Below are 22,964 nucleotides of genomic sequence, written 5' to 3'. Positions count from 1 at the left end.
AACAGTCGTTTGATCCTGTTTCTTTTAGAGTAACAAACCTAAGAACCGGTTATGCAGTCGCCTGCCTCTTAAAGAACGAAAAATTCGAGCACGCACGTATGAATTCTCCTACACTGCGAAACGTGCAGGATCTTGGATCCAATTAGCACCAATTCAAGTAAGTCCGAATGGAGTTACCCAATGAAAGTGTGGAAGGAATCACAGTTAACGCAGCTTTCTTACGCTCAGACAATAGAGACCGCGTACGAGATTGCCCTCAATCTCGTTAAAAACCTTGGCTTTAATTTCTGTGCCTTTTCAATAACATCTCAAACAAGGGGGATATCCCACAACAGGATCCAGCTGAATAATTACCCCGCAGAATGGAACACGAAGTATGAGCAAGAGCACTTCAGTGAAGTCGACCCGATACTAGCCCATTGCAATCATTCCGAATTACCGATTGTTTGGCAGAAGGAGGTCTTCTCCAAGACACCTATGCTGTGGCAAGCACAAGAAAAACAAGGTTTGCGCTATGGCTGGTCCCAATCCGTTCATGATCAGAACGGTCTTTGCAGCATGTTGAGCCTGGCGAGAAGCCACTGCCCGATTACTACGCACGATCTGTATCAGAATCTGGGCTACGCGATGTTCATCAGCCGTCACCTGCATGGGCTTGTCGCCAAAGAGCTGCCTGCGCCTTCAAAACCGGGGACCGTGAATTTATCATCCCGAGAAGTCGAGGTATTGAAATATTCAGCCGACGGCAAGACAGCAGGCGAGATCGCGATCATCCTCAATTTGAGTGAAAGCACGGTACAGTTCCATATTCGCGGCGCCATCCGAAAATTCGGTGTAAACAACAAGATTGCGGCGGTCATCAAAGCCGCGAGAGTGGGCGCCATCTGAATCTGTTTGAATCCGGTAATCCCCGCGAGTAATCCAAGCGAAAAAAACGTACCATTTGCGATCCATCCTGAGTGATGCCATGTGAAACTCCATGACGCAGTCCATTCGGATGGTTCGCCCGCTACAAGCCCCTGAGCGGCGGGCCACTCCTTGATTATCCTCCGTTGACTACCCAGAGCCCCCGCCTCATGCCTCTGCTCGAAACCCCCTTCGCTCAACTCGATCTGATCCGCCAGCCAGAACAGCAGAACGAACCGTTGCAAGCATTTGATGCCGCAGACGAATACCTGCTGACTCATCTGGCCGAGCAACAACCGGCAGCCGATACTCGTGTGCTGGTGCTCAACGACAGCTTCGGTGCTTTGGCCGCCAGCCTGGTGGGCAAGGTTCGGGTGACCAGTAGCGGCGATTCGTTTCTGGCCTTTCAGGGGCTGGAAAAAAACCTGATACGCAACGGTCAGGCGTTTGATGCGGTGCCGAGGGTGCCGGCCAGCGAAGCGTTCGTCGGCCCGTTTGACCGGGTATTGATCCGGGTACCGAAAACCCTGGCTTTGCTGGAAGAGCAACTGATCAGGTTACAGGGTCAACTGGCTCCCGGCGCTCAAGTGATTGCGGCCGCGATGGTGAAGCATTTGCCACGCGCTGCGGGCGATCTGCTGGAGCGTTACATCGGTCCGGTGCAAGCCTCGCTGGCCGTGAAGAAGGCTCGGCTGCTGATCGCCACAGCCGAAGCCAAAGCCCCTGCTATCTCCCCTTACCCGACCCGCTATCGACTCGACACGCCTGCGATCGAACTGCTCAATCACGCCAATGTGTTCTGCCGCGAGGGGCTGGATATCGGCACGCGAGCGTTTTTGCCGCACTTACCGAAGAACCTCGGCGCAGCGCGGGTGGCGGATCTCGGATGTGGCAACGGCGTGTTGGCGATTGCCAGTGCCCTGCAAAATCCTGAGGCGCACTACACGCTGGTGGATGAGTCATTCATGGCCGTGCAATCGGCCGCTGAAAACTGGCGCGCGGCGCTGGGTGATCGTGACGTGATCGTGCGGGCCGGCGATGGTTTGGCTGAGCAGGAACCGCAATCTCTGGACGTGGTGTTGTGCAATCCGCCATTTCATCAACAACAAGTGGTCGGCGATTTCCTGGCCTGGCGGATGTTCCAGCAAGCGCGTGAATCGTTGGTGGTGGGCGGCGCGCTGTACATCGTCGGCAATCGTCACCTGGGCTATCACAGCAAGCTGGCGCGGTTGTTCCGCGGCGTTGAGCAAGTCGCGGCCACCCCCAAGTTCGTCATTCTCAAAGCACGTAAATAAAAGCGAAAAAAACCCCTCCACCAGGAGGGTTATAAATCCGTGCCGCAAGGCAACGGGATGGGAATTTCAGTGGGTGCTCAAACCGGCGGCATTCATGAACATGCGCATCAACGAGGCCACAATGAACAGTGCCAAGACGCTGCCGGTCCAGATCATCGCCAGCCAGCCGAGTCGCTGCCAGAGCGGCTTTTTCTCGGCTGCTTCAATTTCCTGCAAATCAGGTTTGCCAGCCATCATCGTGATCTCCTCTGCAACGGCGCCGGTAATCCTGCGCCGTAGTCGGCTAGTGGTAACCGTCTTCGTGGGTGACCTTGCCGCGGAATACGTAGTAGCTCCAGAAGGTGTAACCCAGGATGAACGGGATGATGAACAGCGTGCCCACCAGCATGAAGCCCTGGCTTTGCGGCGGTGCGGCAGCGTCCCAGATCGAGATCGACGGCGGTACGATGTTCGGCCACAGGCTGATCCCCAGACCGCTGTAGCCGAGGAAGATCAGCACCAGGGTCAACAGGAATGGCGTGTAGTGCGCATTGCGCGCCACCGCGCGAATCAGACCGAACAGGGTCACCAGCACCAGAATCGGCACTGGCAAGAACCAGAACAGGTTCGGCAGGGTAAACCAGCGTGCTGCGATCTCGGCGTGGGCCAACGGCGTCCAGATGCTGACGATGCCTATCACCGCCAGCAATACGAAGGCCAATGGCCGCGCCAGGTCATGCATCTGCTCCTGCAATTTGCCTTCGGTTTTCATGATCAGCCAGGTGCAACCGAGCAACGCATAGGCCACCACCAGCGCCGCGCCACAGAACATTGTGAACGGCGTCAGCCAGTCGAGTGAACCACCGGCAAACTGACGATTGACCACCGGTAGCCCATCGATGAACGCCCCCAATGCCACGCCCTGGAAGAACGTTGCGGCGATCGAGCCACCGATGAATGCCTTGTCCCAGAGGTGACGCTTGTCGTCCTTGGCCTTGAAGCGGAACTCAAAGGCCACACCGCGAAAAATCAGCCCGATCAGCATAAAAATCAGCGGCAGGTACAGCGCCGAGAGCACCACCGAATAGGCCAGCGGGAAAGCGCCGAACAATGCCGCACCGCCCAATACCAGCCATGTTTCGTTGCCGTCCCAGACCGGGGCGACGGTGTTCATCATGACGTCACGATCGCTCTTGCCCTTGATGAACGGGAAAAGAATCCCGATCCCCAGGTCGAAACCGTCCATGACCACATACATCATGATGCCGAAGATGATGATCACGGCCCAGATCAGCGGAAGATCAATACCCATGATTCAAATCTCCTTGGTCAGGCTGGGGCTGTTATCAGCTTCGGTGCCATCGTCATCGGCTGCAGACAGCGGACGAGCCGGTGTGCGTTTCTGGCCAGGACCACCTTCGTTGGTTTCCTTGCCTTCGTCGATCTTCGGCCCTTTGCGCACCAGACGCATCATGTAACCAAGACCGGCGCCGAACAGCGCGAAATACACCACAACGAACATGATCAAGGTGATGCTCATCTGCACGAAGCTGTGCCCGGAGGACGCGTCTGCCGTGCGCATCAAGCCGTAGACCACCCACGGTTGACGACCGATTTCAGTGGTGAACCAGCCGGCGAGGATTGCGATCAGGCCGGACGGGCCCATCCACAACGCCAGGTACAGGAATGGCCGCGAGGTATACATCTTGTCGCTTTTGCGCAGCCACAGGCTCCACAAACCGGTGAAGATCATCAGCATGCCCAGACCAACCATGACCCGGAACGACCAGAAAACGATGGTCGAATTCGGCCGGTCTTCAGGCGGGAACTCCTTGAGCGCCGGCACCTGTTTATCCAGGGAGTGGGTCAGGATGAGGCTGCCCAGGTACGGAATCTCGACCGCGAATTTGGTCCTCTCTTCTTTCATGTCCGGCCAGCCGAACAGGATCAGCGGGGTGGCTTCATCACCGTGGTTTTCCCAGTGACCTTCGATCGCAGCGATTTTCGCCGGCTGATGCTTGAGTGTGTTGAGACCATGGAAGTCACCGATAACTGCCTGAATCGGGGCAACGATCAGCGCCATCCACATCGCCATCGAGAGCATGGTGCGGATCGCCGGGTTGTCCTTGCCGCGCAGCAAGTGCCAGGCCGCCGACGAACCGACGAAGAAGGCAGTCGCAACGAACGCCGCCGTGGACATGTGCAACAGCCGGTAGGGGAACGACGGGTTGAAAATAATCGCCAGCCAGTCCACCGGAATGACTTGGCCATTGACGATTTCGTAACCTTGCGGGGTCTGCATCCAGCTGTTGGAGGCCAGAATCCAGAAGGTCGAAATAAGGGTGCCGATGGCTACCATGACCGTCGAGAAAAAGTGCAGCTTGCGCCCGACCTTATTCCAGCCGAACAGCATGACGCCAAGGAAACCGGCCTCCAGGAAGAAGGCAGTGAGCACTTCATAGGTCAGCAATGGCCCGGTCACCGAACCGGCGAAGTCCGAGAAACGGCTCCAGTTGGTGCCGAACTGATAGGCCATGACCAAACCGGAAACCACACCCATGCCGAAGTTGACGGCAAAGATCTTCGACCAGAAATGGTACAGATCGCGGTAAGTGTCGTTGTGCGTCTTCAGCCACAGGCCTTCGAGCACCGCCAGGTAACTCGCCAGGCCAATGGTAATGGCCGGGAACAGGATGTGGAACGAAATGGTGAATGCGAACTGAATCCGGGCGAGATCAAGTGCCTCCAAACCGAACATAAGTCTTCCTCTGTCAGGTAATACCGGCTGAAGGCTTGCGGCCTACACCCACTGCCCCCACGGATATGGAGTGTGGCGAATTCGAATTCGTTCTTTTTTGTACCATCATCACAAACGTAGGGAGTCTGGCCATCTGGCCGCCGGATCAGTTCCGCGAAGGGTCTTGATCTGGATCAAGCAACGTTGAAAGAGTAGTCGCATTTTTGCCGATGGACGGTGTGGTCTTTTGCCGCGTGACAGGTTGCCTCATGGGTTTGGTCATGAGCTGCAATACATTCCCAGTAGCGAGGGATTTAAAGGCTGCGTAGATCGGTGTCTAGCTAACTAAATCTTTCCAATCTGCAACTTCTCGTTACAGGTGGTGATAATCTCGCCCTTCCCCTCCGCCCAGACCTGCCCTCAGATGCCCAGCCAAGCGCCCCTGCTGTTACGTCATCACCGCCCGTTTATCGCGTTCTGGCTGGCTCGGGTGTTTACCGCCAGCGGTTTTCAGATGCTCACGGTGGCAATCGGCTGGAATCTGTATCAACTGACCGGCAACGTGCTCGATCTGGGCTTGGTAGGTTTGGTGGAGTTTGCTCCGCGGGTATTGTTCATGCTGCACACCGGGCATGTCGCGGACCGCTATGACCGGCGCAAGGTCGCGGCGATCTGTCAGTCCCTGCAAGCGCTGATTGCCCTGTCGCTGGCCATCGGCAGCGCGACCGACCATGTCACTCGGGAGATGATCTTCATCCTCGCGTTCCTGCTCGGCGCCGCCCGCTCCTTCGAAATGCCGACGACCCAGGCCTTGCTGCCGAGCATCGTGCCAAGCGCGTTGTTCCCCCGCGCGGTTGCCGCCGCACAGTCGGCCCAACAATCGGCGACCATCGTCGCCCCGGCGCTGGGCGGTTTGCTCTATGCCTTCGGTAGCGTCTGGGTGTATGGCCCGACGGTGATCCTTTATCTCATCGCTTGTGCGCTGATGCTCAACCTGCCGGCCCGGCAGACACCGCTGAACAAGGGCAAGGCCACCCTGGATTCGCTGCTGGCGGGCATCCGCTTCATTCGCAGTCGCCCGGACATTCTCGGGGCGATTTCCCTGGACCTGTTTGCCGTCCTGCTGGGTGGCGCGACCGCGCTGCTGCCGGTGTTCGCCAAAGATATTCTGCTGACCGGCCCGTGGGGTCTGGGCCTGCTGCGTTCGGCTCCTGCAGTCGGTGCGCTGCTGATGTCACTGTTTCTGGCGCGATTTGCCGTAGAGCGAAACGTCGGGCGGGTAATGTTCACGGCCGTGGGTGTATTCGGCGTGGCGACCATCGCTTTCGGCCTGTCGACTTCGTTCTGGTTTTCTCTCGCCGTGCTGGTGGTATTGGGTGCAGCGGACATGATCAGCATGGTGATCCGCGCCTCATTCGTGCAACTGGAAACCCCCGACGAAATGCGCGGCAGGGTCAGCGCTGTGAATGGCTTGTTCATCGGCGCTTCGAATCAGCTCGGCGAGTTCGAGTCCGGCCTGACGGCCCACTGGTTCGGCACGGTGCCGGCAGTGGTGATGGGCGGCATCGGCACGCTGATGGTGACCGGGGCCTGGATCAAACTGTTCCCGACCCTGGCCAACCGTGACCGCATGCATGTGCCGGTGGAAGAGGTCAGGGTATGAGGCAGTCTGCCCAGGGCGCTCTCTAAACCACCAACTCTCCCGCCACTGTCGACCGTGTGGCTTTGCCGCAGAGTTGCTCCACCAGCGTCAGCGCAAACGCCAACGCGGCGCCTGAACCCTGGGCGGTGATGCAATTGCCATCGACCACCACCGGCTGATCGATGAAGTTACAGCCCGACAGTTGATTGCTGACAGTGGGCAAGCAAGTCATGCGCCGCTGACGCAAAACGCCAAAGGTTTGCAGCGCCAACGCCGGAGATTCGGCAATACCGGCAAACAGACGCCCGGCGGCGGCCTGGTCCTTGATCAATTGTTGCAAGGGTTGGTGGGCCGCCAAATGCTGCGCCCCCACGGCACCGCCTGGCAGAACGATCAGGTCGAAGGGTTGGGCCAGCAAGTCCACCAACATCGCATCGGCCGTGAGACGAGTGCCGCGGGCGCAGGTGAGCATGCGCCGTGCCTCGATGCTGGCCACCACCACTTCCACCTTGGCGCGGCGCAGCACATCGATCAGGGTCACGGTTTGCAGATCGTCGATGCCCTCGGCGAGGGTAATCAGGGCTCTAAAGGTCATGGGCGCGGTCCACAGGATGATCTTTAAAGCGTAGTCAGCTTTCCTGACCCTTGTTCGAGGCCAGCCGTTACTTGATGTAAAGCTGCGTCGACATCGTGTTGCCGGGTGCGTTGATCGAGGTATTGCTGAACGTGAAGGTGCCGTCCTGCTTGCCCGCCAGGTTGAAGATGTACAGATAGCCGACAGTTTTTTTCCCGGCGGAGCACTCGGTCAGGTTGCCGGTATCAAAAGCACAGACAGGGGTTCGGGTGCCGTCCAGTTTGAAACCGTCCAGTGCGACATGGGCTTCACGGCCGTAACCGACTTCCAGCACGTAGACCTTGATGTTCGGGCCCTTGTGGTCGCAACGGGTTTGCGCCTGGCCGTCCGCGATATTTTCAAAGCCACAGCCTGGCGATTCGACCTTGAGTACTTTTACCTGACTCAACGGTGGCGCCATGGCCGCAGAGGCTGTTTGCGCTCCGATGAAACAGGTGAGCAGCAACCCAAATGCCGCAACCACACGCTTATTAATGCAATACATATCCACCCCCTCCCTCCCCCAAAAAACAGCGCGCAGTATGGCGCAGTTCCCTTTTATGCAAAACATCGACGACGATCGCAGCCATAAGCAGCCATAGCCCCACGCTGCTGGTATGATGCGCGGCTTTTTCCGACCCACAGAAAATACCCAGGCGCCTGTAGCGGTCTGTGCTTTGCTGTTGAGGTCGATACATTCACGGCGCCGGGCGCGCCACGGGGAGCAGACATGCTGGAAAGGCTGTTTCAACTCAAGGCACACAACACCAACGTGCGGACCGAGATTCTGGCGGGCGTCACGACCTTTTTGGCCATGGCCTACATTCTGTTCGTCAACCCGAGCATCCTCGGCGAGACCGGCATGGACAAGGGCGCGGTGTTTGTCGCCACCTGCCTGGCAGCCGCCATCGGCTCGGCGACCATGGGCCTGATCGCCAACTACCCGATCGCCCTCGCACCGGGCATGGGCTTGAACGCCTTCTTCACTTACACCGTGGTCCTGCACATGGGCCACACCTGGCAAGTGGCGCTGGGCGCGGTGTTCATCTCGGCGGTGATGTTTTTCCTGCTGTCGATCTTCCGCATCCGCGAATGGATCATCAACAGCATTCCGCTGGCACTACGCTCGGCGATTGCTGCCGGTATCGGCCTGTTCCTGGCACTGATCGCTCTGCACAACGCCGGCATCGTGGTCAGCAACCCGGCGACCATGGTCGGCCTCGGCGACTTGAAGCAACCGGCGCCGATTCTCGCGACCCTCGGTTTTGCCCTGATCGTGGCGCTTGAAGCCCTGAAAGTGCGCGGTGCAGTCCTGATCGGTATTCTGGCAGTGACCATCGTTTCGATCCTGCTGGGCTTCACCCCGTTCGGTGGCGTGATGTCGATGCCGCCGTCCCTGGCCCCGACCTTCCTGCAACTGGACATCAAAGGCGCACTGGACATCGGTCTGGTCAGCGTGATCTTCGCCTTCCTGTTCGTCGACCTGTTCGACAACTCCGGCACCCTGATCGGCGTCGCCAAGCGCGCCGGCCTGATGGGCAAGGACGGCCACATGCCGAAAATGGGCCGCGCCCTGATCGCCGACAGCACCGCGGCCATGGCCGGTTCCTTGCTGGGTACCTCGACCACCACCAGCTACATCGAATCCGCAGCTGGCGTGAGTGCCGGTGGCCGCACCGGCCTGACTGCCATCGTGGTTGCGATTCTGTTCCTGCTGGCGCTGTTCTTCTCGCCATTGGCGGCCAGCGTTCCAGCCTTCGCCACCGCGCCTGCGTTGCTGTTCGTCGCCGTACTGATGACATCGGGCCTTGCGGAAATAGACTGGGACGACATCACCGTCGCCGCACCGGTCGTGGTCACCGCCCTGGCCATGCCATTCACTTATTCCATCGCCAACGGCATCGCCTTCGGTTTCATCTCCTGGACAGCCATCAAACTGTTGTCCGGTCGCGGCCGTGAGTTGAATTCGGCGCTGGTGATTCTGTCGATTCTGTTCGTGATCAAGTTGGGTTGGTTCAACGCATGACTTTTGATTCCCAGGCTTACGCCGTTCAGCTCGAAGAAAAGGTCACGCGCCTGCGTGATCTGCTGGCCCCGTTCGATGCACCGGAACCTGCGGTGTTTGACTCGCCGCTGAAAAACTTCCGCCTGCGTGCCGAATTCCGTCTGTGGCGCGAAGCCGGCGAGCGCCATTACGCGATGTTTTCCCAGGAAGACAAACGCACGCCGATCCTGATCGAAGAATTCCCGATTGCCAGCCTGCGCATCAACCAGTTGATGCCGCAGCTCAAGGCAGCCTGGCAAGCGAGTGCGGCCCTGAGCCACAAGCTGTTTCAGGTGGAGTTCCTGACCACCCTGGCTGGCGATGCAATGATCACCCTGTGCTATCACCGCCCGCTGGACGAACACTGGCACACGGCCGCATCGAAACTGGCAGCCGACCTGAACGTCAGCATCATCGGTCGCTCGAAGGGCAAACGCGAAGTGATCGGTCACGATTACGTGGTCGAGAAGCTCGAAGTGGGCGGCCGCACCTTCAGCTATCGCCAGCCGGAAGGCGCGTTCACCCAGCCCAACGGCACGGTGAACCAGAAGATGCTCAACTGGGCGTATGACGCTCTCGGTGATCGCCAGGATGATCTTCTGGAGCTGTATTGCGGCAACGGCAACTTCACCCTGCCGCTCGCTACCCGCGTGCGCAAAGTGCTGGCCACCGAAATCAGCAAGACTTCGGTCAACGCGGCACTCAGCAACCTGAGCGAAAACGCGGTGGATAACGTCACGCTGGTGCGTCTGTCTGCCGAAGAGCTGACCGAAGCCCTGAACGAAGTTCGCCCGTTCCGGCGCCTGCATGGCATCGACCTCAAGAGCTACGAGTTCGGTAGCGTGTTCGTCGATCCGCCCCGCGCCGGCATGGACCCGGACACTTGCGAACTGACCCGGCGATTCGACAACATCCTCTACATTTCCTGCAACCCGGAAACCCTCGCGGCCAACATCGCCCAACTGCACGACACTCACCGCATCACTCAATGCGCGATGTTCGACCAGTTTCCGTGGACCCATCACATGGAATCCGGGGTGTTGTTGACCCGTCGTTGATTGCAGCCTCCACCTACAAATCAGCCGTCCACAGGACGGCTTTTTTGTGGGCGATTGAAACGCCCTGTATTTATGCGCTCTTATTTGATAAGTACAGACTCTGACACTTCATTTGATTCCCGGTGTAATCAATCATGCAGCGACATTTCGACGATCTCCAGCTGGGCAGCATCGAACTGTTTTGCCTGGCCGCCGAAGCCGGCAGTTTTACCGCAGCCGCCCTGGTGGCAGGCGTGACCCCGGCCGCCGTCAGCCGCTCGGTGTCGCGCATGGAAGAACGTTTGGGTGTGCGGTTGTTTGCGCGTACCACCCGCAGCGTCAAGCTGACTGACAGTGGCCGGCGTTATTTCGAGGAGTGTCGCGAGGCGCTCGCACAATTGGTCGAGGCCCAGCGCGAGGTAATGGGGCAGCAGCAAGAACCTTCCGGCACCTTGCGCATCAGTATTCCCACGACCTATGCCCATCATCGAATCCTGCCGTTGCTGCCTGCGTTTCGGGCTCGCTTTCCGGCCGTGAAGGTCGAGGCGCACATCAGTAATCGCAATATCGATTTCGTCGGCGAAGGCTATGACATGGCGATCCGTGTGCGGGCCATTCCCGACTCCGGGCTGATCGCACGGCCATTGGAAGACGCCGCGCTGGTGATGATTGCCAGCCCTGATTACCTGAAGCGCGCCGGCACCCCGAAGACCCTGGATGACTTGGCTCAGCACGAATGCATTCAGTACGAACTGCCCAGCAGCGGACGGCGGATTGCCTGGCTGTTCAATGACAACGGCGTGCCGTTGGAGATTCTCGCCGAGGGCAACTATTGCTGTTCCGATGACGTATTGGGCGGCGTGACGCTGGCAAAAAGCGGCGCCGGGATCTTTCAAACCTATCGCTTCATCGTCGAAAAGGAACTGGCGGACGGTTCGCTGGTGGAAGTGCTCAAACCCTATGGCGGACGCTCCCGCCCTTTCACGCTGCTGTACCCGCAAAGTCGCCATGTGCCGTTGCGGTTAAGAGCGTTTATCGATTTTCTGGTTGAGCAGCTGCCGCGCTGATTTGTCCGATTACCGCACAAATAATCCGGCCCTTCCGCCCTCTTCAATTGACCTTGTTAACCAGTTAGTACAATTTCTCCCCCACAGGCTGAAACCCTCGGCCAATGCCAAAAATAATATGTGGAGAGACTCGATGTCCCCTATCGTTCTGGTGCTCAACGGCCCGAACCTGAACCTGCTGGGCACCCGTGAACCGGCGACTTATGGCCACGAAACCCTGGCGGACATTTCCGCGCTGTGCGGTCGCGCTGCCGAAGAGTTCGGCCTGACAGTGGAATTTCGCCAGACCAACCATGAAGGCGAACTGCTCGACTGGATTCACGCCGCCCGTGGCCGTTGCGCCGGGATCGTCATCAACCCGGCCGCCTGGACTCACACCTCGGTGGCCATCCGCGATGCTCTGGTTGCCAGCGAACTGCCAGTGATCGAAGTGCATTTGTCCAACGTCCATGCCCGCGAACCCTTCCGGCATCACTCCTTTGTTTCGTCCATCGCCACGGCGGTCATGTGCGGTTTCGGCAGCCACGGCTATCGTTTGGCGCTGGAGCATTTCAGCCAACGTTTGGAAGGTTAAGCGTCATGACACAGAACACCGTGGTATTGGCCGGGCTGATCGGTGCCGGCATTCAGGCTTCCCGCACCCCCGCGCTGCACGAGCATGAAGGCGATGCGCAGGGTTTGCGTTACCTGTATCGGTTGATCGATCTGGATCAATTGAAACTCGACAGCAGCGCCCTGCCCGACCTGCTGATGGCCGCCGAACGGATGAATTTCACCGGGCTGAACATCACCTTCCCGTGCAAGCAGACGGTCATCCCGTTACTTGACGAGTTGTCGCCGGAAGCCCGCGGTATTGGCGCAGTGAATACGGTGGTGCTCAAGGACGGTAAACGCATCGGCCACAACACCGATTGCCTGGGTTTTGCCGAAGGCTTTCGCCGTGGCCTGCCGGGCGTTGCCCTTGAGCGCGTGGTGCAAATGGGCGCCGGTGGCGCAGGCGCGGCAGTGGCCCACGCGCTATTGAGCGAAGGCGTACAGCTGCTGAGCATTTTCGATGTGGATCAAGGTCGCGCTCAGTCGCTGGCGAACAACCTCAATCAGCATTTTGGTTTCGGTCGCGCCGTGGCCGGGCATGATTTGCCAGGCACGCTGGGTCAGGCTGACGGCCTGGTAAATACCACGCCGATGGGTATGAAAAAATTGCCGGGCACACCGGTGCCGGTGGAGCTGCTTCGGGCGCAGTTGTGGGTTGCGGAGATCGTTTACTTCCCGCTGGAAACCGAACTGCTGCGCAACGCTCGCGCGCTGGGCTGCCGAACCCTGGATGGCGGCAACATGGCGGTGTTCCAGGCGGTGAAGGCGTTTGAGCTGTTCAGCGGCGTGGTGCCGGATGCCCAGCGGATGCTGGCGCATTTTCAGAGCATGAATGGTTGAAAAGTNGGGCTGCCGAACCCTGGATGGCGGCAACATGGCGGTGTTCCAGGCGGTGAAGGCGTTTGAGCTGTTCAGCGGCGTGGTGCCGGATGCCCAGCGGATGCTGGCGCATTTTCAGAGCATGAATGGTTGAAAAGTCTTCGCGGGCAAGTCGGATCGCCGCACCGCTCGCTCCTACACAGGTCGCGTGATCTGCAGGAGCGAGCGGTGCGGCGATCCGACTTGCCCGCGAAGACGTCAGGCCTGCAAATACCGCAAAACCGACTCGCAGATCATCCCCCGATGACGCTGCTTGATGCTTTCGTCCGGCAAGTCGATCTGAAAGATCTCACTCAAGGTATGACGGTTCGACACGCGATAGAAGCAAAACGAGCTGATCAGCAGATGCACATCCAGCGGATCGAGACCGCTGCGGAATACACCCTCTGCAGCCCCGCGCCGCAAGATCTCGTCCAGTGAATCGAGGATGGTGTTGTTCATCGCCTTGATCGCATCGGAGCGCTTCACATACTCGGCGTTATGAATGTTCTCGATGCTGACGATACGCACGAAATCGACGTTGCGATCATGGTGATCGAAGGTGAACTCCACTAGGCGACGAATCGCTTCCACCGGCGCCAGTTCGGTCAGGTGCAATCGGTTTTCGGTGCTGCGAATATCCCCGTAGAGTTTCTCCAGCACCTCGACGTAGAGCTGTTCCTTACTGCCGAAGTAGTAATAGATCATGCGTTTGGAGGTGTGGATGCGCTCGGCGATCGCGTCGACGCGCGCACCGGAAAGCCCCTGCTGAACGAACTCGACAATGGCCTCTTGAAGGATGTTCTCGCGGGTCTTTTCCGGGTTGTTCTTGCGACTCTTGCGAGGCTCGGCAATTGGCTTTTCGGGCGCTGCGGAGAGTTCTGAAATTATTGTCATTGCGGGCTCACGGCCATCACTGCACAAGCTGGCGATTATGGGCTGCCGCGCACAGTGAAGGAAGTCGCGAGGCAGCAGTTTTGTACCCGTGTTTACGATTTTCCTACAACTTTACCTGACGTACGCCACCACTTCGCGATTTGGCCATGGCCGCCAGTCGCACTGCCACGTTGGCCGCGCCGTAACCCGCGTAGCCGTTTTTGCGCTGGATGATTTCAAAGAAGAACCGCCCTTCGAACGGCTCGGTGTACACATGAAACAGCTCGCCGCCCTGAGCATCGCGGTCGTAGAGCACGTTGAAATAGGCCAGTTCACTGAGGAACTCATCATCGAAATCGAACCGCGCGGCGAGGTCATCGTAATAGTTGAGCGGGATATCCAGCAGCGGCACGCCTGCCTCCTTGGCGCGGCTGACTTCGGCAAAGATGTCGTCGCAATCGAAAGCAATGTGATGCACGCCAGAACCGCGATAACTCGACAGCGCGTGTGAGATGGCGGTGTTGCGGTTCTCGGAAATGTTCAGCGGCAGGCGGATCGAACTGCAACGGCTGCGCAATGCACGGCTCTTCACCAAACCATACGGGTCGGGCAACACCACTTCATCGTCGGCTTCGAAATCCAGCAGGCTTTTATAGAACAGCACCCAGCTATCAAGGCTGTCGGCCGGCAGCGCCATCGCCATATGGTCGATGCGTTTGAGGCCACCGCTGGCCACGACCGTCGGTTGCAGGTTGAAATCGGTGCCGTAGACGTCGGCGTCCTTGTCCACCAGGTAAATCAGACTGCCATCCGGCGCACGCACCGCTGCCAGCTCAAGCTCATTGGGGCCTACCAGTCCGCGATAGGGCTGGCCTTTGTACGCAATGGCACGGGCCAGCGCACTGGCGCTGTCCTTCACCCGCACGGCGGTGGCGCACAGCGACGGGCCGTGCGCCTCGAAAAAACTGTGGGCGAAAGAGTAAGGCTCGGAGTTGAGGATCAGATTGATATCGCCCTGACGCAACAGGCTGACGCTCTTGGAACGGTGTTGCCCGGCCTTGACGAAACCCAGCCGCTCCAGCCAATGGGACAGCTTGGCACCGAGGCTTTCGTCCACTGCGAATTCAAGAAACTCGATGCCGTTGTATTCGCTCGCGTTTGGGGTGTCGAACAAAATGTCGCGATTGGTCGGGGGCGTGGCTTCCTGTTCCAGACGTTGGCGGGTTTTCTCTTCCAGATACAGCAACGAACGCAAACCGTCGGCAGCATTGGCCCGTGGCGGTGCGGCGCGGAAGCCATCGTTGAAGATCTCCAGCGACAGTGGCCCGGTGTAGCCACTCTTGATGATGGGCGCGAGGAAGCCCGGTAGATCGAATTCGCCCTGGCCTGGGAAGCAGCGGAAATGCCGGCTCCACTCCAGCACGTCCATGGCCAGGATCGGCGCATCGGCCATTTGCACGAAGAAGATCTTGTCGCCGGGAATCTCGGCGATGGCGCTCGGGTCGCCCTTGAGCGACAGCGTATGAAAACTGTCCAGCAACACGCCGAGGCTCGGATGATCGGCCTGGCGAACGATGTTCCACACTTGTTGCCAGGTGTTCACATGCCGCCCCCAGGCCAGCGCTTCATAGCCGATCCGCAGGCCACGAAGGCTGGCCCGCTCTGCGAGCCGGTGCAAATCATCAACCAGAATCTGCTCATCACCGATGGAATCGGCCGAGGCGTTGCTGCAGACCAACACCAGATCAGTGCCCAGTTCCAGCATCAAATCGAACTTGCGCTCGGCCCGCTCCAGATTGCGTGGCAGGCGATCGCGGCGGCAACCTTCGAAATCCCGAAAGGGTTGAAACAGCGTGATGGCGATCCCCAGATCGGCGCACATCTGTTTGATTTCGCGCGGGCTGCCGTCGTAGTAAAGCAGGTCGTTTTCGAAAATCTCCACCCCGTCAAAACCGGCGGCGGCAATGGCTTCGAGTTTTTCCGGCAGGGTGCCGCTCAAGGAAACGGTGGCAATGGAACGCTGCATGTGTCGACTCCCGATGGTGGGGACATTCTTGTTGGGCAAATTATTGGCTTGACGAATCCACACAGCAATTCAAAGTGTACTACCCGGTTAGTTTTGCGGGCGATTATCGAACACAATGGCGGTTGGCGAATTGACGATTTTTCGTCCACTGCGCAACATCGACTACACATTGAGTCCGGCCAAACCCCATGGACTCGGTTACCAAAGACCCTGAACACCACATAAAAATTTCAAAAAACGGGTACACGCTCATGCGCTCATTCAACGCCTTGTTTGCTTGCTCCATCGCCCTCCCGCCGTACCTGGCATCCATCCGAACCTTGCGCTCTCTCGGCCGAACCGTGCCGCTCGCTGAATAACACGTTGTCGTCAGCCCGACGAAAACACCTCAGCCGATCAATCACACCCGCGCCTGTCGCCGTCGATTGATCACGCGCCCTTGAAGTCCCGACAAGCCTCGCTTGTCAGTCATTGAACGGATGGCACATACACATGATTCCTTCTCAAAGCTCTCGCGTGGCTCCGGCCATGGGCGTCGCCACTGGCGGTATCGGCGACAAAATCCGCGGCGCCATGGCAGTCGGCAAAACCCGTTGGGGGATGCTGGCGCTGGTGTTTTTCGCCACCACTCTGAACTACATCGACCGCGCCGCCCTGGGCGTCATGCAGCCGATCCTGGCCAAGGAAATGAGCTGGACGGCGATGGACTACGCCAACATCAACTTCTGGTTTCAGGTCGGCTACGCCATCGGCTTCGTGCTGCAGGGCCGGTTGATCGACCGGGTCGGCGTTAAACGCGTGTTCTTCTGCGCGGTGCTGCTCTGGAGCCTGGCTACCGGCGCTCATGGCCTGGCCACTTCGGCGGTGGGCTTCATGGTCTGTCGGTTCATTCTCGGCTTGACTGAAGCAGCGAATTACCCGGCCTGCGTGAAAACCACGCGGTTGTGGTTCCCCGCCGGCGAGCGTGCCGTGGCCACCGGCATCTTCAACGCCGGGACCAACGTCGGCGCGATGTTCACGCCAATGCTGTTGCCACTGATCCTCCACGCCTGGGGCTGGCAAGCCGCGTTCCTGTGCATGGCGGCTCTGGGCGGCATCTGGTTGCTGTTCTGGGGCCTGAAGTACTTCAACCCGGAAGATCACCCAAGCGTTAAGCAATCGGAACTGGACTACATCCAGAAGGAAGTCGAGCCGGAACAATCCCGCGTACCGTTCTCACGAATCCTGCGCATGCGTGGCACCTGGGCCTTCGCCCTGGCCTACTCAATCACCGCGCCGGTGTTCTGGTTCTACCTGTACTGGCTGCCGCCATTTCTCAATCAGCAATACAACCTGGGAATCAACGTGACCCAAATGGGTATCCCGCTGATCATCATCTACCTCACGGCTGACTTCGGCAGTGTCGGTGGCGGGATTCTGTCCTCGTTCCTGATTGGTCGCGGGGTCAACCCGATCAAGGCACGACTGATGTCCATGTTCCTGTTCGCCTGCTGCATCATCGGCGTGGTCATGGCCGCCGGCTCGAGCAGCCTGTGGCTCGCGGTGTTTGCCATCTCCCTGGCCATTGGTGCTCACCAGGCCTGGACCGCGAACATCTGGAGCCTGGTGATGGACTACACGCCCAAGCACATGATGAGTACGGTGTTCGGCTTCGGCGGGATGTGCGCGGCAATTGGCGGGATGTTCATGACCCAGTTGGTCGGCCACATACTGACGATCACCAACAACAACTACACCGTGCTGTTCACCATGATTCCGGCGATGTACTTCATCGCGCTGACCTGGATGTACTTCATGGCACCACGCAAGATTCCTACCGTCACCGAGTAAAAAACCCTACTAAGGCAGGCCTGATTCCAGGCCTGCCTTAGTACCTTCCTACCGACGACTCTGTTGCCACGCCGCCGCCAACCCGCTGCAGCAAATCACCGCGATACCGATCACCGTGGTCAGGGTCGGTGTGTGTGAAAACAGCCACCAGCCCAGCAAGCCAGCAAACACGATCTGGCAATAGCCGAACGGCGCCAACAACGCGGGCGCTGCGTGACGGAAGGCCTGAGTCAGAAACAGATGCGCCGTCATCCCACACGCCCCCAGCGCCACCATCAAAAACCCATGGCCCAGGCTTGGGACCTGCCAGAAGAACGGCACCAGCGCACTCATCACCAACGTATTACAGAGCCCGGCGAAAAAGTTACTGGTGGTCGGGCTGTCGATTTCGCTGAGCTTGCGGGTGAGCAGCTGATAGAAGCAGAAAAACAGCGCCGAGCAGAACGGCAGCAGCACCGCAGGCGTGAACAGCTCGCCGCCGGGATGGACGATGATCAACACACCGATAAATCCGCAAATCACCGCCAGCCATTGGCCGCGCGTCACCTGCTCACCGAGCAGTGGCACCGACAATGCAGTCACCAATACCGGTGCAAGAAAATTCACCGCCGTGGCTTCGGCCAACGGAATGAACAACAGCGCACCGGTAAACAGCAGGCTGGTTCCCAATAAGCACAACGCCCGCATCAACTGCAGCAATGGGCGCTTGGTGCGCAGGACGCGCAACCCGGATTGCGGCAGAAAAATCCCGGCCATCAACAAGGTGTGAATCACATAGCGAGCCCAGACCACCATGACGATCGGATAGAACCCGCTGAGGTATTTCGACAAGGCGTCATGGCTGGAAAACAGAAAGGTCGCGACCACCACCAGCAGGATGCCTTTGAAAGGATGATTGACGCCGGAGAGTGGGGTGCTGATAGGCGACGTCAAGGCGAGGTTCTCTTCTGGCGGGACAATTCCAATAATTTAGAACCCGGTTCCAGATTCTTGTAGTCGTAACGCCTGAAAGTGTGCGAACAGCGCACGGTTTTTTAATCGACTTCCAAATCGATGGGTGCAAGCGCTATCAGCTAAAGAGTTCCGACGCCTGACTCGCCGCCGAAAGCTCTTGGGCAAACGCCAACAACGTCGGTGCCAGTTCATGCAGTCGCGCCCCCGGCATCCGCGCGCTCGGTCCGGCAATGCTGAGCACGCCGATCACTCGCCCCTGTAATGGATGACGGATAACGGCAGCAATCGCCGACGTGCCTACCGCCGAACTTTCCTCGACCCAGGCATAGCCCTGCTCGCGCGCCAGGCGCAGCCGCTCCAGCAGTTCGATGTTGGAGCGTGGCGCATTGGGCCCCAGGCCCTCGGGCTTCTCGACCGCCTGGCGCTCAACCAGCGACAACGCTTCGGCATCGCTCATGCAAGCCAGCCACGCATGCCCGGAAGCGGTATAGAACAGCGGCGCATCGCGCCCCATGTCCGGGTCGTAACGCAGGCCGGAACGGGCTCCCTGGGATTTGGCGATCCAGGTCTGGCGCTCGCCTTCGATCACCCCCAGACGCACCAGCTCGCCGGTCTCCCGGGCCAGCCGATCCAGCACCGGCTGCACAATATCCGCACCACTGCCGGACAAGTAACGAAAGCCCATGGCAACCAGTTTGGTCGATAAGTGATAACGCAGGTTTTCCGGGTTCTGCCGCACATACCCCAAACGAATCAGTTCGGCGAGTAAACGGTGGGTCGCGCTCTTGGGAATGTCCAGTTGCTCGGCCAGCGTCTGCATCGGTAGGCCTTGGGGTTCACCGGTGAGGCTTTCCAGCACGCTGAAAACACGTTCGATCTGACTGCCTGCCATGGGAGATTCCAAACGAAATTTGGCTGATTCTAAAAGACAACTCGAAGGAAGCAAAATCTGGAACCTGTCCGGCAGTTGTCTTGACCGCTCTGCAGTGCCCGTCCGTCCATGAAACCGCTAATGTCGCCACTTAGGAGAACCCCTGTCGCCAAGGGCTGTCAGACGACCGGACTGGCGCCATACCTACTCACCGGCAACACTCATCACCATGCGCCTTCATCAGGTAAAAAAGAGGATCCCCCATGCTTTGGAAAAAAGGCCGACGTAGCGACAACGTGGTCGATGCCCGTGGCGATGATGTCGGTGGTGGGGGCGGTGGGATGCGTTTCGGTGGAGGCAAGGGCCTGAGCCTGACGGCGATCCTGTTGATCGTCGGGATTGGCTGGATCACCGGCCAGGACCCGATGCAGATCCTCGGCCAACTGACCGGGCAAATGAGCGAACAGTCAGCCCCGGCCCCCAACCAAACCCGCAAGGCGCCCCCGGCCAATGATGAAGGGGCCGAGTTCGTGCGCTCGATCCTCGGCGATACCGAAGACACTTGGCGCCAGATTTTCCAGCAGGCTGATCGGCAATATAAAGACCCGACCCTGGTGCTGTTCAACAACCGCGTCAACTCGGCCTGCGGCCTGGCGACTTCAGCAACCGGTCCCTTCTATTGCCCGGCTGACCAGAAGGTCTACCTCGATACGAGTTTCTTTCAGGAGATGTCCCAACGCTTTTCCGCCGCGGGCGACTTCGCCCAGGCCTACGTGATCGCTCACGAAGTCGGACACCACGTGCAGACCTTGCTCGGCGTTTCAGCGAAGATTCAGACCGCTCGCCAACAGGGCCGGCAGATGGAAGGCGACAATGGTTTGCTGGTGCGCCAGGAACTGCAAGCCGATTGCCTGGCCGGTGTCTGGGCCAACAATGCGCAGAAACGTCTGAACTGGCTGGAACCCGGTGACATCGAAGAAGCCTTGAACGCCGCCAACGCCATCGGCGACGACCGCTTGCAACAGCAAGGTCAGGGCCGCGTGGTGCCGGACTCCTTCACCCATGGCACTTCGGCCCAGCGAGTGCGCTGGTTCAAGGCCGGGTTCGCACAGGGCCAAGTCGGCCAGTGCGACACCTTTGCCGCGAAGAATCTGTGATGCGTAAATGGCTGCTGGCTCTGTTAATCACCTGCGCAAGCACCCAGGCTGCCGAGCAGGGCGTCAAGGCAATCAGTTCCGGGCGCTTGCTGCTGAGCGCCGGTGAAATCGCGGTGAGCATCGGCCCGACACCGGCGAAAATCGAACGCGTGCTGATCATCGTCCATGGTCGATTACGCAATGCTGAAACCTACCGCCAAAGCGCCGAGCGCGCAGCCGAGCAGGCCGGGCAAAGCGCAAACACGTTGGTGCTCGCCCCGCAGTTTCTCAACGAAACCGACATTGCGAGCCATCCGGTGTCTGACAGCGTTTTACGCTGGCAAGGCAATGACTGGATGGCCGGCGGCTTATCCATCGCGCCGTTTACGATGAGCTCCTATGCGGCCCTCGACGAAATCATCGCTCGACTGGGTGATCGGCGACAGTTTCCGGACGTGAAGCAAATCGTCATCGCCGGTCACTCCGGCGGCGCTCAGGTGGTTCAGCGTTATGCCTTGCTGGGTCACCCTCAGCCAGCCCTCGATACGGAGGGCATAAAAGTGCGCTATGTGATCGCCAACCCTTCGTCGTACGCCTACTTCAATGAGCAACGGCCAGTAGCGTTCAGTCATGCGGGATGCCCGAATTTCAATCGCTGGAAGTATGGACTGGCGGGCCTACCCGCTTATGCCGATGGGCAAACACCTGCGCAACTCGAAGAGAACTATGTCAAACGTGACATCGTTTATTTACTCGGCCAGCAGGACACCGACCCGAATCATCCGGCGCTGGATAAAAGTTGTGAGGCTAAAGCCCAGGGTGCTTCTCGATTGATTCGCGGGCGCAACTATTTCAATTATCTGAAGCGACGCCATCCTCAAGGGTTGAGCCAGCAGCTCATTGAAGTGCCTGGGGTCGGGCACAATGAAGACGGGATGTTTACCTCGCCCGAGGGGCAGAAGGCGTTGTTTGGTCAGTGAGTTTTGTGGCGTCTGATCAGACGCCCCATCTCTCAAGCCGAAAGCAGCTGTCGCAACTCCACGCAATCGCGCGCATGCCAATCGGCCAATTCCGGCCACGGATTATCCGGCAGATTCACCAGCACCGTCCGCGTCCCCGCCGCCCGCCCGCAATCCAGATCGAAGCGGTAATCACCAACCATCACCATTTCGCTCGCAGGAACCTTCCAGGCTTCGGCCAATTTCAGTAAACCACCAGGATGCGGCTTGGGCGGTGCTTCATCCCGGCCCAGTACATCCTCCACCGCGAAGCAGTCGGCCAGGCCAATCGCCTCCAGCGTGACATGGGCCAGCTCACGAGCATTGCGCGTGAGAATGCCCAGACGATAACCGCGCCCGGCCAATTCACGCACGAGTTCCACCGCGCCCGGCGCCGGTTTCGAACCCAACGCCAGATCCCGCTCGTGCTCCAGCAGCCATGCGTGTTTGGCCGCGGCTTCATCGGCCGGCAGCGCCGCGAGGTGGGTGAGGATGTCGTCTTCGGCGGGAATCGCCAACGCCACGCGAATCGCTGCGAAGTCATGCACGGCCACCGTCAGGGTGCCGTCCATGTCGAACACCCAGTGCCGCACCTCGGCCAGGCTCATGCCCAATCCTTGCGATGACGAATCAGGCCTTCCTGGGTGACCGAGGCCACCAATTGTCCGGCACGGTTGAACACGCTGCCGCGGGAGAATCCGCGCGAGTTGCCGGCCCACGGGCTGTCCATGGCATACAGCAACCAGTCATCGGCACGCAGGTCGGCGTGGAACCACAAGGCGTGATCAAGGCTGGCGACCTGCATGTCTTTCTGCCAGACCGATTTGCCATGGGGCAGCATCGAGGTGGTCAGCAGACCGAAGTCCGACGCGTAGGCCAGCAGGTATTTGTGCAATGCCGGGGTGTCAGCCAAGGCACCGTCGGCGCGGAACCATACGTATTTGATGGGATCGGCAGGCTGCGGGTTGTAGGGGTCTTTTTCGGTCACCGGTCGGACTTCGATCGGTTTCGGGCACAGCAATTTTTCGCGCATGTGCTCAGGGATCAGGTGCGCGCGCTGCTGGGTGAGCTCCAGCTCCGACGGCAAGTTTTCCGGGCCGACCACTTGCGGCATCTGCGTCTGGTGCTGGAAGCCTTCTTCGTCGTACTGGAACGAGGCGCTGCAGGTGAAAATCGGATTGCCCTTCTGGATCGCCGTCACCCGGCGCGTGCTGAAACTGCCGCCATCACGCACCCGATCGACCTGATACACCACCGGCAATTTGGCATCGCCCGGGCGCAGGAAATAACCGTGCATCGAATGCACATGGCGCGCCGGCTCAACTGTCTGACTGGCCGCCGACAGGGACTGGCCGAGTACCTGGCCGCCGAACAACTGACGAAACCCCAGGTCCTGGCTGCGGCCACGGAACAGGTTTTCTTCAATCGGTTCCAGGGTCAGCAGGTCTACCAGATCTTCCAACACTTGGCTCATTCAGACTCTCCTCACACAACGCAATGC

22 protein-coding genes and 1 pseudogene are annotated in these 22,964 nt (G+C 59.1%); 12 read left to right on the top strand and 11 right to left on the bottom strand.

Features of this window, described 5'->3' with window-relative positions:
• Positions 1–180: 180 nt before the first annotated feature.
• Both MMG91_RS19405 and MMG91_RS19400 read left to right on the top strand, forming a co-directional pair.
• On the top strand, positions 181–888 hold the full coding sequence (locus MMG91_RS19405; protein ID WP_310660415.1) for an autoinducer binding domain-containing protein: 708 nt from the start codon (positions 181–183) through the stop codon (positions 886–888).
• A 188-nt stretch (positions 889–1,076) separates the two neighbouring features.
• Positions 1,077–2,201 carry a class I SAM-dependent methyltransferase gene (locus MMG91_RS19400; RefSeq protein ID WP_310660414.1) on the top strand — a complete coding sequence of 375 codons (1,125 nt, stop codon included), beginning with the start codon at positions 1,077–1,079 and terminating at the stop codon, positions 2,199–2,201.
• 66 nt (positions 2,202–2,267) lie between these two features.
• On the opposite strand, the gene MMG91_RS19395 is transcribed toward MMG91_RS19400, so the two are convergent.
• The 3 genes from MMG91_RS19395 to MMG91_RS19385 are packed head-to-tail and all read right to left on the bottom strand — an operon-like array spanning position 2,268 to position 4,938.
• The gene (locus MMG91_RS19395) at positions 2,268–2,435 is read right to left on the bottom strand and encodes a DUF2474 domain-containing protein (protein ID WP_305449862.1); all 168 of its coding nucleotides are present in this window, start codon (positions 2,433–2,435) and stop codon (positions 2,268–2,270) included.
• A 49-nt stretch (positions 2,436–2,484) separates the two neighbouring features.
• Positions 2,485–3,492, bottom strand: coding sequence for a cytochrome d ubiquinol oxidase subunit II (gene cydB, locus MMG91_RS19390; protein ID WP_310660413.1), 1,008 nt, complete (start codon positions 3,490–3,492; stop codon positions 2,485–2,487).
• 3 nt (positions 3,493–3,495) lie between these two features.
• Complete coding sequence (locus tag MMG91_RS19385; RefSeq protein WP_305446986.1) at positions 3,496–4,938, bottom strand: cytochrome ubiquinol oxidase subunit I; 1,443 nt, start codon at positions 4,936–4,938, stop codon at positions 3,496–3,498.
• 403 nt (positions 4,939–5,341) lie between these two features.
• Here MMG91_RS19385 and MMG91_RS19380 point away from each other — a divergent pair, with 403 nt between their 5' ends.
• Positions 5,342–6,580: an MFS transporter gene (locus MMG91_RS19380; RefSeq protein WP_310660412.1), complete on the top strand. Its 1,239-nt coding sequence runs from the start codon at positions 5,342–5,344 to the stop codon at positions 6,578–6,580.
• A gap of 22 nt (positions 6,581–6,602) precedes the next feature.
• Here MMG91_RS19380 and MMG91_RS19375 read toward each other — a convergent pair whose 3' ends face one another.
• On the bottom strand, positions 6,603–7,154 hold the full coding sequence (locus MMG91_RS19375) for a DJ-1 family glyoxalase III (protein ID WP_305446988.1): 552 nt from the start codon (positions 7,152–7,154) through the stop codon (positions 6,603–6,605).
• 67 nt (positions 7,155–7,221) lie between these two features.
• Entirely contained in the window at positions 7,222–7,677 is a 456-nt protein-coding gene (locus MMG91_RS19370; protein ID WP_310660411.1) for a DUF4879 domain-containing protein, read from the bottom strand.
• A gap of 225 nt (positions 7,678–7,902) precedes the next feature.
• On the opposite strand from MMG91_RS19370, the gene MMG91_RS19365 reads away from it, so the two are divergent.
• The 6 genes and pseudogenes from MMG91_RS19365 to MMG91_RS19340 all read left to right on the top strand — a co-directional run.
• Complete coding sequence (locus MMG91_RS19365) at positions 7,903–9,198, top strand: NCS2 family permease (protein ID WP_123498645.1); 1,296 nt, start codon at positions 7,903–7,905, stop codon at positions 9,196–9,198.
• Positions 9,195–10,274, top strand: a complete 1,080-nt coding sequence (trmA, locus tag MMG91_RS19360; RefSeq protein ID WP_310660410.1) for a tRNA (uridine(54)-C5)-methyltransferase TrmA — start codon at positions 9,195–9,197, stop codon at positions 10,272–10,274. Before MMG91_RS19365 ends, trmA begins: the two co-directional genes overlap by 4 nt.
• A 134-nt stretch (positions 10,275–10,408) precedes the next feature.
• Positions 10,409–11,320 carry a LysR family transcriptional regulator gene (locus MMG91_RS19355; protein WP_310660409.1) on the top strand — a complete coding sequence of 304 codons (912 nt, stop codon included), beginning with the start codon at positions 10,409–10,411 and terminating at the stop codon, positions 11,318–11,320.
• Positions 11,321–11,453: 133 nt separating this feature from the next.
• Positions 11,454–11,894 (top strand): type II 3-dehydroquinate dehydratase, encoded by a 441-nt coding sequence (aroQ, locus tag MMG91_RS19350; RefSeq protein WP_030129491.1) that lies wholly within the window; start codon positions 11,454–11,456, stop codon positions 11,892–11,894.
• Positions 11,895–11,899: 5 nt separating this feature from the next.
• A complete protein-coding gene (locus MMG91_RS19345) occupies positions 11,900–12,754 on the top strand; it encodes a shikimate dehydrogenase (protein WP_310660408.1) in 855 nt (284 codons plus the stop codon).
• Between the two features lie 7 nt (positions 12,755–12,761).
• A pseudogene (locus tag MMG91_RS19340) lies at positions 12,762–12,887 on the top strand (shikimate dehydrogenase); the annotation flags it as partial.
• A gap of 104 nt (positions 12,888–12,991) precedes the next feature.
• Here the strand turns inward: MMG91_RS19340 and MMG91_RS19335 are convergent.
• Both MMG91_RS19335 and quiC read right to left on the bottom strand, forming a co-directional pair.
• Positions 12,992–13,669, bottom strand: a complete 678-nt coding sequence (locus MMG91_RS19335; RefSeq protein ID WP_310660407.1) for a TetR/AcrR family transcriptional regulator — start codon at positions 13,667–13,669, stop codon at positions 12,992–12,994.
• 103 nt (positions 13,670–13,772) lie between these two features.
• The gene (gene quiC / locus MMG91_RS19330; RefSeq protein WP_310660406.1) at positions 13,773–15,674 is read right to left on the bottom strand and encodes a 3-dehydroshikimate dehydratase QuiC; all 1,902 of its coding nucleotides are present in this window, start codon (positions 15,672–15,674) and stop codon (positions 13,773–13,775) included.
• Positions 15,675–16,166: 492 nt separating this feature from the next.
• On the opposite strand from quiC, the gene MMG91_RS19325 reads away from it, so the two are divergent.
• Positions 16,167–17,504 carry an MFS transporter gene (locus tag MMG91_RS19325; RefSeq protein ID WP_405046550.1) on the top strand — a complete coding sequence of 446 codons (1,338 nt, stop codon included), beginning with the start codon at positions 16,167–16,169 and terminating at the stop codon, positions 17,502–17,504.
• Positions 17,505–17,552: 48 nt separating this feature from the next.
• On the opposite strand, the gene MMG91_RS19320 is transcribed toward MMG91_RS19325, so the two are convergent.
• Positions 17,553–18,437, bottom strand: a complete 885-nt coding sequence (locus MMG91_RS19320; protein WP_310660405.1) for a DMT family transporter — start codon at positions 18,435–18,437, stop codon at positions 17,553–17,555.
• Between the two features lie 136 nt (positions 18,438–18,573).
• Positions 18,574–19,350, bottom strand: a complete 777-nt coding sequence (locus tag MMG91_RS19315; RefSeq protein WP_048396459.1) for an IclR family transcriptional regulator — start codon at positions 19,348–19,350, stop codon at positions 18,574–18,576.
• A gap of 242 nt (positions 19,351–19,592) precedes the next feature.
• On the opposite strand from MMG91_RS19315, the gene MMG91_RS19310 reads away from it, so the two are divergent.
• Together MMG91_RS19310 and MMG91_RS19305 are read left to right on the top strand one after the other, a co-directional pair.
• Positions 19,593–20,486 carry a neutral zinc metallopeptidase gene (locus MMG91_RS19310; RefSeq protein ID WP_310660404.1) on the top strand — a complete coding sequence of 298 codons (894 nt, stop codon included), beginning with the start codon at positions 19,593–19,595 and terminating at the stop codon, positions 20,484–20,486.
• Entirely contained in the window at positions 20,486–21,445 is a 960-nt protein-coding gene (locus tag MMG91_RS19305; protein ID WP_305446997.1) for an alpha/beta fold hydrolase, read from the top strand. The genes MMG91_RS19310 and MMG91_RS19305 overlap by 1 nt, the downstream gene beginning before the upstream one ends.
• Before the next feature lie 32 nt (positions 21,446–21,477).
• On the opposite strand, the gene MMG91_RS19300 is transcribed toward MMG91_RS19305, so the two are convergent.
• Both MMG91_RS19300 and tesB read right to left on the bottom strand, forming a co-directional pair.
• Positions 21,478–22,071 carry an HAD family hydrolase gene (locus MMG91_RS19300; RefSeq protein WP_305446998.1) on the bottom strand — a complete coding sequence of 198 codons (594 nt, stop codon included), beginning with the start codon at positions 22,069–22,071 and terminating at the stop codon, positions 21,478–21,480.
• Positions 22,068–22,937, bottom strand: a complete 870-nt coding sequence (gene tesB / locus MMG91_RS19295; protein ID WP_305446999.1) for an acyl-CoA thioesterase II — start codon at positions 22,935–22,937, stop codon at positions 22,068–22,070. The genes MMG91_RS19300 and tesB overlap by 4 nt, the downstream gene beginning before the upstream one ends.
• Between the last annotated feature and the right edge of the window lie 27 nt (positions 22,938–22,964).

It is taken from the genome of Pseudomonas sp. JL3, from assembly GCF_031570575.1.
Lineage (GTDB): Bacteria > Pseudomonadota > Gammaproteobacteria > Pseudomonadales > Pseudomonadaceae > Aquipseudomonas > Aquipseudomonas cucumis.
The sequence above is the reverse complement of the archived record's forward strand: the minus strand, read 5'-3'. Positions and strand labels throughout refer to the sequence as shown.

What these genes read in the sequence shown, in the direction of transcription:
- MMG91_RS19395 (WP_305449862.1), bottom strand. Translation starts at nt 2,435, where the DNA reads ATGGCTGGCAAACCTGATTTGCAGGAAATTGAAGCAGCCGAGAAAAAG.
- MMG91_RS19375 (WP_305446988.1), bottom strand. Translation starts at nt 7,154, where the DNA reads ATGACCTTTAGAGCCCTGATTACCCTCGCCGAGGGCATCGACGATCTG.
- quiC (WP_310660406.1), bottom strand. Translation starts at nt 15,674, where the DNA reads ATGCAGCGTTCCATTGCCACCGTTTCCTTGAGCGGCACCCTGCCGGAA.
- cydB (WP_310660413.1), bottom strand. Translation starts at nt 3,492, where the DNA reads ATGGGTATTGATCTTCCGCTGATCTGGGCCGTGATCATCATCTTCGGC.
- aroQ (WP_030129491.1), top strand. Translation starts at nt 11,454, where the DNA reads ATGTCCCCTATCGTTCTGGTGCTCAACGGCCCGAACCTGAACCTGCTG.
- MMG91_RS19385 (WP_305446986.1), bottom strand. Translation starts at nt 4,938, where the DNA reads ATGTTCGGTTTGGAGGCACTTGATCTCGCCCGGATTCAGTTCGCATTC.
- tesB (WP_305446999.1), bottom strand. Translation starts at nt 22,937, where the DNA reads ATGAGCCAAGTGTTGGAAGATCTGGTAGACCTGCTGACCCTGGAACCG.
- MMG91_RS19325 (WP_405046550.1), top strand. Translation starts at nt 16,167, where the DNA reads ATGATTCCTTCTCAAAGCTCTCGCGTGGCTCCGGCCATGGGCGTCGCC.
- MMG91_RS19300 (WP_305446998.1), bottom strand. Translation starts at nt 22,071, where the DNA reads ATGAGCCTGGCCGAGGTGCGGCACTGGGTGTTCGACATGGACGGCACC.
- MMG91_RS19365 (WP_123498645.1), top strand. Translation starts at nt 7,903, where the DNA reads ATGCTGGAAAGGCTGTTTCAACTCAAGGCACACAACACCAACGTGCGG.
- MMG91_RS19310 (WP_310660404.1), top strand. Translation starts at nt 19,593, where the DNA reads ATGCTTTGGAAAAAAGGCCGACGTAGCGACAACGTGGTCGATGCCCGT.
- MMG91_RS19380 (WP_310660412.1), top strand. Translation starts at nt 5,342, where the DNA reads ATGCCCAGCCAAGCGCCCCTGCTGTTACGTCATCACCGCCCGTTTATC.
- MMG91_RS19305 (WP_305446997.1), top strand. Translation starts at nt 20,486, where the DNA reads ATGCGTAAATGGCTGCTGGCTCTGTTAATCACCTGCGCAAGCACCCAG.
- MMG91_RS19355 (WP_310660409.1), top strand. Translation starts at nt 10,409, where the DNA reads ATGCAGCGACATTTCGACGATCTCCAGCTGGGCAGCATCGAACTGTTT.
- MMG91_RS19400 (WP_310660414.1), top strand. Translation starts at nt 1,077, where the DNA reads ATGCCTCTGCTCGAAACCCCCTTCGCTCAACTCGATCTGATCCGCCAG.
- MMG91_RS19335 (WP_310660407.1), bottom strand. Translation starts at nt 13,669, where the DNA reads ATGACAATAATTTCAGAACTCTCCGCAGCGCCCGAAAAGCCAATTGCC.
- MMG91_RS19345 (WP_310660408.1), top strand. Translation starts at nt 11,900, where the DNA reads ATGACACAGAACACCGTGGTATTGGCCGGGCTGATCGGTGCCGGCATT.
- MMG91_RS19405 (WP_310660415.1), top strand. Translation starts at nt 181, where the DNA reads ATGAAAGTGTGGAAGGAATCACAGTTAACGCAGCTTTCTTACGCTCAG.
- trmA (WP_310660410.1), top strand. Translation starts at nt 9,195, where the DNA reads ATGACTTTTGATTCCCAGGCTTACGCCGTTCAGCTCGAAGAAAAGGTC.
- MMG91_RS19370 (WP_310660411.1), bottom strand. Translation starts at nt 7,677, where the DNA reads ATGTATTGCATTAATAAGCGTGTGGTTGCGGCATTTGGGTTGCTGCTC.
- MMG91_RS19315 (WP_048396459.1), bottom strand. Translation starts at nt 19,350, where the DNA reads ATGGCAGGCAGTCAGATCGAACGTGTTTTCAGCGTGCTGGAAAGCCTC.